A 12,565-nucleotide genomic window follows, 5' to 3' on the forward strand; every position below is an offset into this window, starting at 1 on the left:
GGCGGGGCCGCTTTTAGCGTGGGTAGGCGTCGGCCAGCCGCTGCGCCGCAGCAAAGTCGAGGTCGCCGCTGTAGATCGAGCGCCCGCAGATCACGCCCTGCACGCCTTCGTCTTCGACCGCGCACAGGCGCTCGATGTCGTCTAGGCCCGCCAAGCCGCCCGAGGCGATCACGGGAATGGTGAGCGCTTGCGCCAGGCGCACGGTGGCTTCGATGTTGATGCCGCTGAGCATGCCGTCGCGCCCGATGTCGGTGTAGATGATGGATTCGACGCCGTAGTCTTGGAATTTTTTGCCCAGATCGACGACGTCGTGCCCGGTGAGTTTGCTCCAGCCGTCGGTGGCCACTTTGCCGTCGCGCGCGTCGAGCCCGACGATGATGTGGCCGCCAAAGGCGCTGCAGGCGTCGTGCAAAAAGCCGGGATTTTTGACCGCTGCGGTGCCGATGATGACGTAGCGCAGCCCGGCGTCGAGGTAGCGCTCGATGGTGTCGAGATCGCGGATGCCGCCGCCGAGCTGCACATCGACTTCGTCGCGGAGCTCGGCCAAGATGCTGCGGATGGCGGCTTCGTTTTTGGGCTTGCCGGCAAAGGCGCCGTTGAGGTCCACCAAGTGCACCCGGCGCGCGCCCAAGCCCACCCAGTGGCGCGCCATGGCGGCGGGGTCGTCACCAAACACGGTGGACTGCTCCATGTCGCCTTGTTTGAGGCGCACGCATTGTCCGTCTTTGAGGTCGATGGCGGGGATGAGCAACATGGCGGGGGGCTGGTGGCTGAGGGGTTTGAGTAGAAGATGAGGGCTTGATGCGGGCGGGCGGCTGGTGGCTGGCGCTTGCTGGGCTGGTCTTGAAATTGGGGGCAGCGCGGCGCGTTCAGGGCACCCAGCGCAAAAAGTTGCGGTACAGGGCCAGCCCTTGGTCGGCGCTCTTTTCGGGGTGGAACTGGGTGCCAAAGAGGTTGTCGCGCGCCAAGGCGCTGACGAAGGGGCCGCCGTAGTCGGTGCGGCCCACGCCGTGCGCCGGGTCGGCGGGCTGGGCGTAGAAGCTGTGCACGAAGTAGTAGTGGCTGCCGTCGGGGATGCCGTGCCACAGCGGGTGGGGATGCGGCTGGGCTGCGCCCACGGGGCCTTGCCAGACCTGGTTCCAGCCCATCTGCGGCACCTTGATGCGGCTGCCGTCGGGGTGCTTCTGGCCATCCAGCCTGAAGCGGCGCACTTGGCCAGGGATCAGGCCCAGGCAGGGGGTGTCGCCCTCTTCGGAGTGGTCGAGCAGCATCTGCATCCCCACGCAGACGCCAAACAGCGGCTTGTGTGCGGCGGCGTGCTGCAGCGCCGGCAGCAGGCCGCTGCGCTCGAGCTCGGCCATGCAGTCGGGCATGGCCCCTTGGCCGGGCAGCACCACGCGGTCGGCCTCGCGCAGCACCTGCGCGCTGTCAGTCACCACGACCTCGAACGGCGCTTCGAGCGTGCGCGCTGCGGCGCGCAGCGCTTGCGCCACCGAGCGCAGGTTGCCCATGCCGTAATCGACCACGGCCACGGTTTGCGGCTTCATGGCTGGGGATGGCTTGGGTGTTTGTGCGGCTGGCCCACAGACGGCGCCAGCGCGACGGCGGCAGCCGGGCTCATAGGCAGCCTTTGGTCGAGGGCATGGCGGCCGGCGCGCGCGGGTCGGGCTCGAGCGCGGCGCGCAGGGCGCGGGCAAAGGCCTTGAAAATGGTCTCGCACTGGTGGTGCGCGTTCATGCCTTTGAGGTTGTCGATGTGCAGCGTGATGCCGGCGTGGTTCACCAGCCCCTGAAAAAATTCGTACACCAGCTGGGTGTCGAGCTCGCCCAAGCGCGAGGCGGTGAAGCGCACGTCCATGTGCAGGCCCGGGCGGCCCGAAAAATCGACCACCACGCGGCTCAGGGCTTCGTCCAGCGGCACGTAGGCGTGGCCGTAGCGGCGGATGCCGCGCTTGTCGCCCACGGCGCGCGCCAGCGCCTGGCCGATGGTGATGCCGATGTCTTCGACGGTGTGGTGGCCGTCGATGTGCAAATCGCCTTCGCACTCCACGGTCAGGTCGATCAGGCCGTGGCGCGCGATCTGCTCGAGCATGTGGTCCAGAAAGCCGATGCCGCTGCGCAAGCTGGCCACGCCGCTGCCGTCGAGGTTGAGGGCGACGCGGATGCGCGTCTCGAGGGTCTGGCGGGTGACGTCGGCTTGCCGCATGGGGCTGCTGGATTCGGAGGGTTGCACGGCGGTGGCAAAACGGGAGCAAAGGGGGAAATCTCGACTGCCATGATACCATTCCAGCCCCACTACACCTCTGCCCCACCCCCCCGATGAGCCGCTACTGGAGCGCCGTGGTGCACGGCCTGACCCCCTACGTGCCGGGCGAACAGCCCCAGATCGCCAATCTGGTCAAGCTCAACACCAACGAACACCCCTACGGGCCTTCGCCGCTGGCGCTGGCGGCCATGCGCGCTGCGGCCGACGAGGGCCTGCGCCTGTACCCCGACCCCAACGCCGCCGCGCTCAAGGCCGCGCTGGCGCAGCGCCACGGCCTGCTGCCCGAGCAGGTGTTTGTGGGCAACGGCTCGGATGAGGTGCTGGCGCACGCCTTCATGGCGCTGCTCAAGCACGAGCGGCCGCTGTGGCTGCCCGACATCAGCTACAGCTTTTACCCGGTCTATTGCCGCCTCTATGGCCTGAGCGCGTGCACCATCGCGCTGCGCCCCGACTTCAGCCTAGCCCCCGACGACTACCTGCCGCACCCTGGCGGTGAGCGCGCCGGCGCCATCATCTTTGCCAACCCCAACGCCCCCACGGGCCGGCTGCTGGCGCTCGATGGGGTGGAGCGCATCGTGGCCGGCAACCCGGACGCGGTGGTGCTGGTGGACGAAGCCTACATCGACTTCGGCGGCCAGAGCGCCGCCGAGCTGGTGCCCAAATACCCGAACCTGCTGGTGGTGCAGACCTTCTCCAAGAGCCGCGCCTTGGCCGGCCTGCGCGTGGGCTACGCGCTGGGCCAAGCGCCGCTGATCGAGGCGCTGGAGCGGGTGAAAAACAGCTTCAACTCCTACCCGCTGGGGCGGCTGGCGCTGGCCGGCGCGCTGGCATCGGTGGCCGACGAGGCCCACTTTGGCGCCAACTGCCAGCGCGTGATCGACACCCGCGCCTGGCTGAATGATCAGCTCGAGGCGCTGGGCTTTGAGGTGCTGCCGTCGGCGGCCAATTTTGTGTTTGCGCGCCACCCAGCGCACCGCGGCGCCGATTTGGCCGCCGCACTGCGCCAGCGCGCGGTGCTGGTGCGCCACTTTGCCGCGCCGCGCATCGACGCCTTTTTGCGCATCACCGTGGGCACGCCCGAGCAGTGCGCGGCGCTGGTGGCGGCGCTGACCGAGGTGGTGGAGCGGGTGGCGGTGCAACCCACCTGAGCTTGAAAGCACCGCACCATGCGCCTGTCTGCCGAGCACGCCCACCTCATCCGCGCCCAGGCCCTTGAGCTGGCGGGTGCACAGGCCCGGGTGCGCCTTTACGGCTCACGCCTGCACGATCACTTGCGCGGCGGCGACGTGGATTTGTTGCTCGAGCTGCCCAGCCTGCCAGCCAACCCGGCCTTGCTGGCGGCGCAACTGGCCGGGCGCGTGTCGCGCGCGCTGCACGGGCGCAAGGTCGATGTGCTGATCGACGCCCCCGGCCTCAAGCAGCTGCCGATCCACCAGATCGCGCGCAGCCAAGGGGTGCTGCTGTGAGGCCCGATGCGGCGCAGCGCGAGCGCTTGCGTTTTTTGTGCCGGGTCGTGGGCAAGGAAGCGCGCCATCTGCTCGATACCCGACAGCGCTTGTTTGTGGCTGGGTTTGATGCCCAAGCCATCAGCCGCCTTGAGGACCACCCGGCGCTGGCCGACTGCGTCGAGGCTTTTGTGGGCCGTTTTGGGCGCTTGCAAGACACCTTGGGCGACAAACTGCTGCCTGCACTGCTGGCCGCTTTGGGTGAACGGGTGGCCTCGGTGGCCGACAACCTAGACCGCGCCGAGCGCTTGGGCCTGATCGATTCGGCCGATTCTTGGTTCACCATGCGCGCCCTGCGCAACCAGATGGTGCACGATTATGTCGAAGACCCGCTCTTGCTCTGGGCCGCGCTCGACGCCGGGCGCACCTACACCGACACGCTGAACCTAGCCGCTGAGCGTATGGTGGCCGAAGTACACCAGCGCGGCTGGCTCTAGCACACGGCTGCGCCCTGATCACAGCGCCAAGGTTTGGGCTTCGAGCCGGTGCGCTTTCCCTCCCAACCCATGCAACACCCTTCAATGCAATCTTTGCCCGAACCCTACCGCGCCGTGGTGTGCGGGGCCAGCGGGGCCATTGGGCAGGCTTTTGTGGCCGCTTTGCAGCGCGATGCGCGCTGTGCGGCGATGGCCGCAGCCCGGAAAAGCGCTGGGTAACCGGGCCAGCACAACCGCTCAAGCCCCGGCGCGGCGCTTGAGCCAGCGCATCAGCGTGCCCAGCAGCGGCAGCTTTTCGTACAGCTCTTCGGCGGCGTCCCAGTAGTCGCGGTGCAGGCGCACGCGGCTGTCGGGGCCCAGCAGCAGGTGGCTGCAACCACGGATGGTCTGCAGCGCGCCGGCGCTGGCGGCTTGGCCGCGTGCGGCGAAGCGAAACTCAAAATCCCAGAGCAAAAAAGCCTGCTCGCCCTGCACCACGCAGGTGCCCACGACAAAGCGCGGCTGCTGCAAGCGCGCAAACATCTGGGTAAAGATGGCCTCGATGGCGGGCACGCCCTGCACCTCGTGGAAGGGGTCTTTGAAGCGCGCATCGGGGGCGTAGTGGCGGCCCAGCTGCCCGAGGCTGGCGGGGCTGAGCTGCTCATAAAAAAGCACCAGTTCGGCGACGGCGTGATCGTGGGGGTTCATGGTGGGGGCTGGGTGCGGGGGTAAAACCATTAGGCGCAATCTACAGTCCCGTGCCCCGGCGCACCGCAGCAAAGTACCAGCGGTAGGGCAGCAGGCGCAGCAGCAGCATCAGGCGCGTGAAGCGTTTGGGAAAGTGGATGTGAAAGTCGCCCGCTGCCCAGCCTTGCAAAATCGCCGCTGCGGCCTGCTCGGGCTCGATCAGCGCGGGCATTTTGAAGTCGTTTTGCGCCGTCAGGCGGGTGGCCACAAAGCCGGGGTTGATCAGGCTCACACCCAGCCCTTGGGGCTGCAAGTCGAGGTACAGGGTTTCGGCGAGGTTGATCAGGGCCGCTTTGGTGGGGCCGTAGGCCAGGCTCTTGGGCAGACCCCTAAAGCCGGCCACGCTGCTGACCAAGCTGATGTGCCCGGCGCGGCGCGCCAGCAGGGCCGGCAGCAGCGCATCGAGCAGGACCCACACGCCGCTCAGGTTCACCTCTTGGTGGCGCAGCACTTGGGCCAGATCGAGCTCGTTGGCGCGCATGGGCAGGTAGTGGCCGGCCAAGTAGCACACCAGATCGATGGGGCCGGATTGCAGCAGGCTTTGGGCGGCCGCCTGCACCTGCTTGGGCTGGCACACATCCAGCGGCAAAGCCACGCTGCCGGGGTGCTGCGCGACAAATTCTTGCAGCGCCTCTGCTTGGCGCGCCGACAGCACCACGCGCGCGCCACGCTCGTGCAAGGCGCTGGCCAGCGCGCGCCCGATGCCGCTCGAGGCGCCCACGAGCCACACGGTGCGGCCGTGCCAGTCGGTGATTTTTGGGTTCATGGGCTGCATTCGTGGGTTTCGTGGAGTTCTTGGGGTTCGTGGGGTTCGTGGGCTCGTCGGTTTAGGCCTGCATCAGCACCGGGTCGCGGCGCCAAAAAAACCACAGCAGGGCCGCCGCCATCAGCTTGAGGGCGCAGGGCAGCAGTGCGTAGGCCCACGACAGGGCCTGCAAACCCTGGGCGCTGCTGTCGCCCGGCTCGTAGCCCCACCAGCCCAGCAGCGGCAGCGCCAACCCAGCGGCCAGCGCCAGGTTGAGCTTGGCGGCAAAGCTCCACCAGCCAAAGTAGGCCCCTTCGCGGGCGCCGTGGTCGCCTTGGCGCTGAATCAGGCCGGCGAGCAAGGCGTGCGGCAGCGTCAGGTCGGCGCCCAGCGCCACCCCAGACAAGATGCAGATGAGCAAAAAGGCCTGCCAATCGCCCGCCCCCAAGGTGGCGGCCCAGCCAAACACCGCCACCGCCATGACCATCGCGCCCAGCCACGTGCGCACCAGCCCCCAGCGCCGCACCAGCCGCACCCACAGCGGCAGCCCCAGCGCCGCGGCCACAAAGTAGCTGCCCAAAAACAGGGGCTGCATGGCGTCGCTGAGCTGCAAGCGGTCTTGGATAAAAAACAGCAGCAGCGTGGCCGGGATGGCGCTGGCGATGCCGTTGAAGATGAACACCGCCATCAGGCGCCTCAAGCCCGGCTGGCGCCACGGCAGCCAGAGCTCGGACGCACCCACGCCGTGGCGCAACCAGCCCAAAGCCGGGCGCGGCGCCAGCGCCCAAGCGCACCACGCCAGCGCCAGCGCCACGGCAAACACCGCCACCATCACCGGCAGACCGAGCAAGGTGGGCAGCACCGACGCCGTGACCACACCGCACAGCCCAGCCCCTTCGCGCCAAGCGACGATGCGCGCGCGCGTGGGCGCGTCGCCCCCGAGCCGCGCCCCCCAAGCCTGGTGGCAGATGCTCAACCAGCTAAACGCCAGATACGACAGCACAAGCGCCACCCACGCCCACAGCAGCAAGGCCTGCTGCGCGCGCACCGGCGGGAAAAACAGCGCCGTCAGGCCCAGCGCCAGCACCAGCGCCGCCACCAGCCCGGTGCCCAGCACCACCCGCGGCGAGCGGGCGTAGAGGCGGTCGCTGGCGCGGCCCAGCCACGGGTCCACCAAGGCGTCGAACAGGCGCGCACCCAGCAGCAGCGCCCCCAGCGTGGCCAGCGCCACGCCAAACTCGGTGGCGTAGTGGTGCGGCAGCAGCACGTACAGCGGCAGCGCCACAAAAGCCAGCGGAAAGCCCAGCGCGCCGTAGGCCAGCGTGCCCGGCCAGCGCAAATCGGGGGCTGCGGGGGCCGCAGGTGTGGCGTCCGCCTGCGCGTCGGCCGCAAGGGGGGCTTGGCTGAGCGCGGGCGTGGCGGCAGGTGGCACGGCGGTGGCCTGTGTTTAGCCGCGCGCCGGCAAGCCGAGCAAGGCGGCGCGCAAGCCGGGCTCGGATGTGGTCGGAGCCAGCCAGATGCCAAAAAACAACCGCGCAAACAGCGGGTCGGGCACTTCGCCCAGCGCCCGGTTGGGCTGGCGAAACTGGGCCGCTTGCCCCGGCCGGTACACGCCCAGCAGGCGGTCGCCGGCGCGCACATCGGGCAGCACGGCTTGCAAGGCGCGCTGCCAGCGCTCGCCTTGGTCGGGGGCGATGGGCTGCTGGCGCCGCATCTCCTCGATCGAGCGGCTGGCGATCGAGGCGGCGCTGAAGGCGCGCAGATACTCCAGCTCGAGCGCCAGCGCGTCGGAGGCGTGGTCGGCGGGGTTGAAGCGCGGCCCCACCCACAGCCGGGCCCGGTAAACCTCAAAGCCCCACACCCGCAACAGGCCCTGGCCCGACCAGCGCAAGCCCGGCACGGGCGAGGGCTCGCCGGCTGGTGGTTCGTTGGACAGGGGGGCTTGGGTTTGGGCCAAGGCCGCGCTGCTCCAGTTGCCGGCACACACAGCCGCCGCAGCCGGCAGCAGCAGCTGGCGCAAGAGCGCGCGCCGCTGGTTTTGCTCGGGCGCCAGCGGTTGGGGCTGGGCCAGCAGGCGGTTTGAAGAGTGCGCGCTCATGGTGCGTGCTCCAGCGTGAACTGGATCACGTCGATGTCGCCTTCGTCGAAGCCGGCTTCGCAGTAGGCGAGGTAAAAGGTCCACAGGCGCTCGAAGCGGCCATCGAAGCCCTGCGCGCGCACGGTATCGCGTTGCGCCAAGTAGGCGCGGTGCCAGCGGCGGCAGGTCTCGGCGTAGTCGGGGCCAAAAGCCAGCTCATCGACCACGCGCAGCCCCGCCGCCGCCGCCTGGCGCCTGAACTCGGCGGCGCTGGGCAAGCAGCCACCGGGGAACACGTGCTGCTGGATGAAGTCGGTCGAGGACACGTAGGCGCCGTAGAGCTCGTCGCGGATGACGATGCTTTGAATGCAGGCGCGCCCGCCGCGCTTGAGCAGCCGCGCCACGGTGTCGAAGTAGGTGGGCCAGTATGCGCGCCCCACGGCCTCGACCATTTCGATCGAGCAGATGGCATCGAACGGCGCCTCGTCAGTTCCTAGGCGCAGGTCGCGGTAGTCTTGCAGCCGCAGATCGGCCCGCTGCGCCAGCCCTTGGGCCTGCAAGCGCTGTTGCGCGTAGGCCAGTTGCTCGTCCGATAAGGTGATGCCGGTGACGTGGGCACCAAACTCGTGCGCTGCTTGCTCGGCCAGCGCGCCCCAGCCGCAACCGATTTCGAGCACGCGCTGGCCCGGCCGGTCCGACTGCAAGCCGGCCATGTGCAGAGCCCGGCGCAGCTTGGCGCGCTGGGCGGCCTCGAGGTTGCCGCCGGGCTGGCCTTGGAACCAGGCGCTGGAGTAGTTCATGCCGGCGTCGAGCCAAAGGCGGTAAAAATCGTTGCCCAAGTCGTAGTGGGCCTGGATGTTTTTGCGGCTGTTGACGCGCGTGTTGCGGTTGAGCCAGTGCCGCACCCGGTGCAGCAGCCGCCCGGCCCAGTGACCGTGGATCAGGCGTTCGATCACGGCGCGGTTGCGCAGCAGCAGGCGCAGCAATCCAGCCAAATCGGGCGTGTCCCACTGGCCCGCCAAGTAGGCCTCGCCAAAACCGATGTCGCCCGACTTAAGCACAGCGGCACACACGCCCCAGTCATGCACCCGAACCTCAACCGTGGGTTCGCGCTCCGAGCCCGGGCCATAGTGTGCGCATTGCCCGTCGGGCCAATGCACCGCCAGCCGGCCGTGCCCCAGTTGCTGCAACAGCCGCTGCAAGGTGCGCGCCGCCCAAGGCGGGCGCTTGGCTGGGGATTGGCTCGTTGCCAAAGGGGAACTCGAACTCGAACTCGCCGCGCCGGGCCAACCGGTGTTGCTTGCACAAGCGCCCCAAGCCGCCGACAAGGTGCTGGAAGACGGGTCTTGAAAGGGAGTCGATTGGGTGTTCACGGCAGACGCTCCTGGGGCTAGGTGTGCAAGAAAGGGGGCAAATGAGGATGACGGGGCTTCATTGGCTGACAAAGGCTTTGGGGGGCTCGGGCTTGCGCTGGAAACCGGTGCGCTTGAGCCAGAGCTTGAGCGCCTGCCAATGGATGCGCAGCAGCAGCAGCAGCGTCAGCGCCGGGTGCGCCCACAGCGCTTGGCGCAGGCTGGCGGCATCGAGCGCTTGCAGGGTGCCGCTGACGCTGGTCTGCAACAAGGGGCCGGCGTCGTCGTCGTGGTCGATGCGCACCACCGTGCGCGGCTGCGCGCCATCCAGGCGACGCATGAACCTAAAGCGGTACCAGCCCTGCACCTGGCAAAAGGGTGAAACGTGAAAGACCTTGCTGGCGCGGCACTCCTGCCCCTCGCGCGGCTGGTCCAGGAGGTAGCAGTGGCGCTCGCCAAAGGTGTTGTTGACCTCGGCCAGCACGGCGCGCAAGCTGCCGTCGGCGCGCTCGCAGTACCAAAAGCTCACCGGCTTGAAGGTGTGGCCCCACACCCTGGGGTAGCAGTGCAGCCAGATTTGGCCGTCGGCGTCGTCGATGCCGTGTGCGCGCAGCAGCTCATCCACCCACGCCAGCGCCCCGCCCTGCTGTGGGGTGCGGCCGTCGCCGTGGTCGCCGTCGTAAAAGCTGATCGGGGCCCAGCGGTTGCGCGCCAAGGCCGGCGCGGCTTGGGCCAAATCGCGCATGGGCAGCAGCAAAAAGCAGGTGGGATAGACAAAGGCGTTGCGCCGCGGGCGCAGGCGCGTGTGGCGCACCTGGCCGAAGCCGACGTAGGCTTGCGGCGCCGTGCTCACGCCGGCACCTCGTGCAGCGCGGGGCTGGGTTGCGCGGGAGCGCGCGTCTGCCCCGAACGCGGCGCACCCTGAACAAATGCGGCAGCACGCAGCAGGGCTTGGGCCGCCGCTTGGCCGGATTTGAGCCCGTCTTCGTGAAAACCGTATCCGGCCCAAGCGCCACAAAACCAGGTGTGCTGCTGCCCTTGCAGCTCGGCCAAGCGGCGCTGGGCGGCGATGGCGGCTTGGTCAAACACCGGGTGCGCGTAGTCGATCTGCCGGATGACTTTGGCCGGATCGATGGCGCGCACCGGGTTGAGCGACACCACCACCGGCTGCGCAAAGGGCAGCGGCTGCAAGCGGTTGATGAGGTAATGCAAGCAGACACGGGCCGCTTCGCTGCCGGCGTCGGCGGCGCGCTCGTAGTTCCACGCCGCCCAAGCGCTGCGCTGCTGCGGCAGCACCGCCGTGTCGGTGTGCAGCACGGCGCGGTTGTGCTGGTAGCGGATGGCGCCCAGCACGGCTTGCTCGGCGGCGCTGGGCTGATCGAGCAGCGCCAGCGCTTGGTCGGTGTGGGTGGCCACCACCACCAGGTCAAAGCGCTCGACCCCGGCTGGGCTGTGCAGCCAAGCGCCGTGCTCGTCGCGCTCGATGCGCTGCACCGGGGCGTTGAGGCGCGCATCGGGCAGGCTGGCGACGATTTTTTGCACATACTGGCGCGCGCCGCCGCGCACGGTAAACCACTGCGGCCGGTTGCGGATTTGAATCAGCCCGTGGTTGTGGCAAAAGCGCACCATGGTGGCCACGGGGAATTGCAGCATTTGGTCGGTGGGGCAGCTCCAGATGCAGCCCAGCATGGGCAGCAGGTACCAGTCGCGAAAGGCAGCGCCAAAGCGGTGCTGCTGCAAAAAATCCTGCAAGGGCTGCTGCATGGCCTCGGCTTGGTCGCCGCTTTGCGCCAGCCGCGTGCACAGGGCGTTGAAGCGCAGCAGGTCGCGCAACATACCCCAAAAGCGTGGGTCGAGCAGGTTGCGCCGCTGCGCAAACACAGTACCCAAATCGGTGCCGCTCCACTCCAGCCAGCGCGCGCCCTGCGGCACCTGCACCGAAAACGACATATCCGAAGCTGCTGACGGCACCCCGAGCTCGGCCAGCAGGGCAATCAGACGCGGGTAGGTGCGCTCGTTGTAGACCAAAAAACCCGTATCGACACCGTGCGTGCAGACGGCGCCGTCGGGGCCGGGCAGGGTCACGTCCACGGTGTGGGTGTGGCCGCCAAAGTAGGGCCCGGCCTCGAACAGGGTCACGTGGGCGTGCGTGCGCAGCGCATAGGCAGCCGCCAGCCCGGCGATGCCCGAGCCCACCACGGCCACGCGCAAGGCAGTGGCAGCAGGCGCGGGCTGATGGCTGGCGTGGTCGGGAGAGGGCATAGCAGATCCTGTTTTTGTCTTAGACAAACGTAGTATGCGCGAAAAAAGATTGGTCTGCAACCGAGGGCCACATAATGCCCGACCAAGCCCGCGTTAGGCCCCCGCTGCAGCCCTCGATCGAGCACCGCGCACAACCATAACCTGCGTAAAGTAAAGAGAAAATTGGCATAGATTGGTCCACAAAGCACAATCCAGCGGGCTTTTGTGGCATGATCGCAATCGATGCTCAAGCGCCTTACACCCCCACCTGCCCCGCTCATTTTGTCTATTGCAGACATGGAGCGTGAAACCGGTTTGGGCAAAGACACGCTGCGCGTTTGGGAGCGCCGCTACGGCTTTCCCAACCCCAGCCGCGACGCCCATGGCGAGCGCCGCTACGACGAAGCCCAGCTGCAGCGCCTGCGCCTGATCAAGCGCCTGCTGGATGCTGGGCAGCGACCGCACCAGGTGGTGCCCCTGCCCGAGGCCGAGCTGCAAGCCCGGCTGCAGGAGCGGTTGCAGGCGCAGCACGCCGGCCAGCCCCCTTCACCCCACCCTGCGCTGGAGCCCGTGCTGTGCCAGCAGTGGCTCAGCGCGCTGCAAGCGAACCAAACCGAGACCCTGCGCCTGCGGCTGCACGAGCAGCTGCTGCGCCACGGGCTGGGGCAGACGATCGAGGATTTCATCGTGCCCTTGAGCGTGGCCGTGGGGCAGGCGTGGTTGGACGAACGCATTTCGGTGTTCCAAGAGCACCTGCACAGCGAGATCGTGCAATCGGTGCTGCGCCAAGCGCTGGTGCAGCTCGATCAGCAAGGCCACAGCGGCACCCCGCCCCGGGTGTTGCTCACCACGCTACCCAACGAACACCACGCCTTGGGGCTGCTGATGGCCGAGTGCTTTCTGGCGCTGCAACACTGCCAGCGCTTTGCGCTGGGCCCCACCACCCCGGTGCTCGAGGTGCTGGCGGCGGCGCAGCAGCTGCAGATCGACGCCGTGGCCTTGAGCTTTAGCTCGCCCCACCCGCCCAACGAGGTGCTAACCGCCTTGCGCCAGCTGCGCGCGCAGCTGCCCAGCACGGTGGCGCTGTGGGTGGGCGGCAACGCCCCGGTGCTGCGCTCGCCGCGCCTGCCTGCGGGCGTGACCGCCTTGCGCCGCGCCTGCGAGCTCGAGGCGGTGGTGGCGCAGTGGCGGGCCGAGCACAGCGCCGCTTGAGCGCC

15 protein-coding genes are annotated in these 12,565 nt (G+C 68.4%); 5 read left to right on the forward strand and 10 right to left on the reverse strand.

All coding sequences use genetic code 11. From position 1 onward, the window contains the following. Window positions 1–13: 13 nt before the first annotated feature. The 3 genes from hisA to hisB form a co-directional block, all read right to left on the reverse strand. Window positions 14–754: a 1-(5-phosphoribosyl)-5-[(5-phosphoribosylamino)methylideneamino]imidazole-4-carboxamide isomerase gene (hisA, locus tag SMCB_RS09180; RefSeq protein WP_045536500.1), complete on the reverse strand. Its 741-nt coding sequence runs from the start codon at window positions 752–754 to the stop codon at window positions 14–16. A gap of 115 nt (window positions 755–869) precedes the next feature. Continuing rightward, the gene (gene hisH, locus SMCB_RS09185; RefSeq protein ID WP_045536502.1) at window positions 870–1,547 is read right to left on the reverse strand and encodes an imidazole glycerol phosphate synthase subunit HisH; all 678 of its coding nucleotides are present in this window, start codon (window positions 1,545–1,547) and stop codon (window positions 870–872) included. 70 nt (window positions 1,548–1,617) lie between these two features. Beyond that, window positions 1,618–2,205, reverse strand: a complete 588-nt coding sequence (hisB, locus tag SMCB_RS09190) for an imidazoleglycerol-phosphate dehydratase HisB (protein WP_045537957.1) — start codon at window positions 2,203–2,205, stop codon at window positions 1,618–1,620. A 113-nt stretch (window positions 2,206–2,318) separates the two neighbouring features. Between hisB and hisC the strand changes: the two genes are divergently transcribed. The 4 genes from hisC to SMCB_RS13190 all read left to right on the forward strand — a co-directional run bounded on the left by hisC (window position 2,319) and on the right by SMCB_RS13190 (window position 4,426). Further along, window positions 2,319–3,413, forward strand: coding sequence for a histidinol-phosphate transaminase (gene hisC / locus SMCB_RS09195; protein WP_045536504.1), 1,095 nt, complete (start codon window positions 2,319–2,321; stop codon window positions 3,411–3,413). Window positions 3,414–3,431: 18 nt separating this feature from the next. After that, entirely contained in the window at window positions 3,432–3,731 is a 300-nt protein-coding gene (locus tag SMCB_RS09200) for a nucleotidyltransferase family protein (protein WP_045536506.1), read from the forward strand. Further along, a complete protein-coding gene (locus tag SMCB_RS09205) occupies window positions 3,728–4,207 on the forward strand; it encodes a hypothetical protein (protein ID WP_045536509.1) in 480 nt (159 codons plus the stop codon). Before SMCB_RS09200 ends, SMCB_RS09205 begins: the two co-directional genes overlap by 4 nt. A gap of 84 nt (window positions 4,208–4,291) precedes the next feature. Continuing rightward, window positions 4,292–4,426, forward strand: coding sequence for a hypothetical protein (locus SMCB_RS13190; RefSeq protein ID WP_268747539.1), 135 nt, complete (start codon window positions 4,292–4,294; stop codon window positions 4,424–4,426). A gap of 18 nt (window positions 4,427–4,444) precedes the next feature. Here the strand turns inward: SMCB_RS13190 and SMCB_RS09210 are convergent, their stop codons facing one another. The 7 genes from SMCB_RS09210 to SMCB_RS09240 form a co-directional block, all read right to left on the reverse strand. Further along, the gene (locus SMCB_RS09210; RefSeq protein ID WP_045536510.1) at window positions 4,445–4,894 is read right to left on the reverse strand and encodes a nuclear transport factor 2 family protein; all 450 of its coding nucleotides are present in this window, start codon (window positions 4,892–4,894) and stop codon (window positions 4,445–4,447) included. Between the two features lie 40 nt (window positions 4,895–4,934). Beyond that, complete coding sequence (locus tag SMCB_RS09215; RefSeq protein ID WP_338056273.1) at window positions 4,935–5,699, reverse strand: SDR family NAD(P)-dependent oxidoreductase; 765 nt, start codon at window positions 5,697–5,699, stop codon at window positions 4,935–4,937. Between the two features lie 61 nt (window positions 5,700–5,760). Continuing rightward, window positions 5,761–7,017: an MFS transporter gene (locus tag SMCB_RS09220; protein ID WP_045537959.1), complete on the reverse strand. Its 1,257-nt coding sequence runs from the start codon at window positions 7,015–7,017 to the stop codon at window positions 5,761–5,763. 108 nt (window positions 7,018–7,125) lie between these two features. Further along, window positions 7,126–7,776, reverse strand: coding sequence for a chalcone isomerase family protein (locus tag SMCB_RS09225; RefSeq protein WP_082027340.1), 651 nt, complete (start codon window positions 7,774–7,776; stop codon window positions 7,126–7,128). Beyond that, window positions 7,773–9,008: an SAM-dependent methyltransferase gene (locus tag SMCB_RS09230; protein ID WP_045536514.1), complete on the reverse strand. Its 1,236-nt coding sequence runs from the start codon at window positions 9,006–9,008 to the stop codon at window positions 7,773–7,775. The genes SMCB_RS09225 and SMCB_RS09230 overlap by 4 nt, the downstream gene beginning before the upstream one ends. A gap of 178 nt (window positions 9,009–9,186) precedes the next feature. Further along, complete coding sequence (locus tag SMCB_RS09235) at window positions 9,187–9,960, reverse strand: DUF1365 domain-containing protein (RefSeq protein ID WP_045536516.1); 774 nt, start codon at window positions 9,958–9,960, stop codon at window positions 9,187–9,189. Continuing rightward, window positions 9,957–11,318 (reverse strand): NAD(P)/FAD-dependent oxidoreductase, encoded by a 1,362-nt coding sequence (locus SMCB_RS09240; protein WP_045537963.1) that lies wholly within the window; start codon window positions 11,316–11,318, stop codon window positions 9,957–9,959. Before SMCB_RS09240 ends, SMCB_RS09235 begins: the two co-directional genes overlap by 4 nt. 327 nt (window positions 11,319–11,645) lie before the next feature. Between SMCB_RS09240 and SMCB_RS09245 the strand changes: the two genes are divergently transcribed. Beyond that, entirely contained in the window at window positions 11,646–12,560 is a 915-nt protein-coding gene (locus SMCB_RS09245; RefSeq protein WP_052468485.1) for a MerR family transcriptional regulator, read from the forward strand. The last annotated feature ends 5 nt before the right edge of the window (window positions 12,561–12,565 follow it).

Origin of the sequence: Serpentinimonas maccroryi, assembly GCF_000828915.1 — a bacterium.
GTDB classification, from domain to species: domain Bacteria; phylum Pseudomonadota; class Gammaproteobacteria; order Burkholderiales; family Burkholderiaceae_C; genus Serpentinimonas; species Serpentinimonas maccroryi.

Coding starts and splice junctions, on each gene's coding strand:
- hisA (WP_045536500.1), bottom strand. CDS start 754: ATGTTGCTCATCCCCGCCATCGACCTCAAAGACGGACAATGCGTGCGC.
- hisH (WP_045536502.1), bottom strand. CDS start 1,547: ATGAAGCCGCAAACCGTGGCCGTGGTCGATTACGGCATGGGCAACCTG.
- hisB (WP_045537957.1), bottom strand. CDS start 2,205: ATGCGGCAAGCCGACGTCACCCGCCAGACCCTCGAGACGCGCATCCGC.
- hisC (WP_045536504.1), top strand. CDS start 2,319: ATGAGCCGCTACTGGAGCGCCGTGGTGCACGGCCTGACCCCCTACGTG.
- SMCB_RS09200 (WP_045536506.1), top strand. CDS start 3,432: ATGCGCCTGTCTGCCGAGCACGCCCACCTCATCCGCGCCCAGGCCCTT.
- SMCB_RS13190 (WP_268747539.1), top strand. CDS start 4,292: ATGCAATCTTTGCCCGAACCCTACCGCGCCGTGGTGTGCGGGGCCAGC.
- SMCB_RS09210 (WP_045536510.1), bottom strand. CDS start 4,894: ATGAACCCCCACGATCACGCCGTCGCCGAACTGGTGCTTTTTTATGAG.
- SMCB_RS09215 (WP_338056273.1), bottom strand. CDS start 5,699: ATGAACCCAAAAATCACCGACTGGCACGGCCGCACCGTGTGGCTCGTG.
- SMCB_RS09225 (WP_082027340.1), bottom strand. CDS start 7,776: ATGAGCGCGCACTCTTCAAACCGCCTGCTGGCCCAGCCCCAACCGCTG.
- SMCB_RS09245 (WP_052468485.1), top strand. CDS start 11,646: ATGGAGCGTGAAACCGGTTTGGGCAAAGACACGCTGCGCGTTTGGGAG.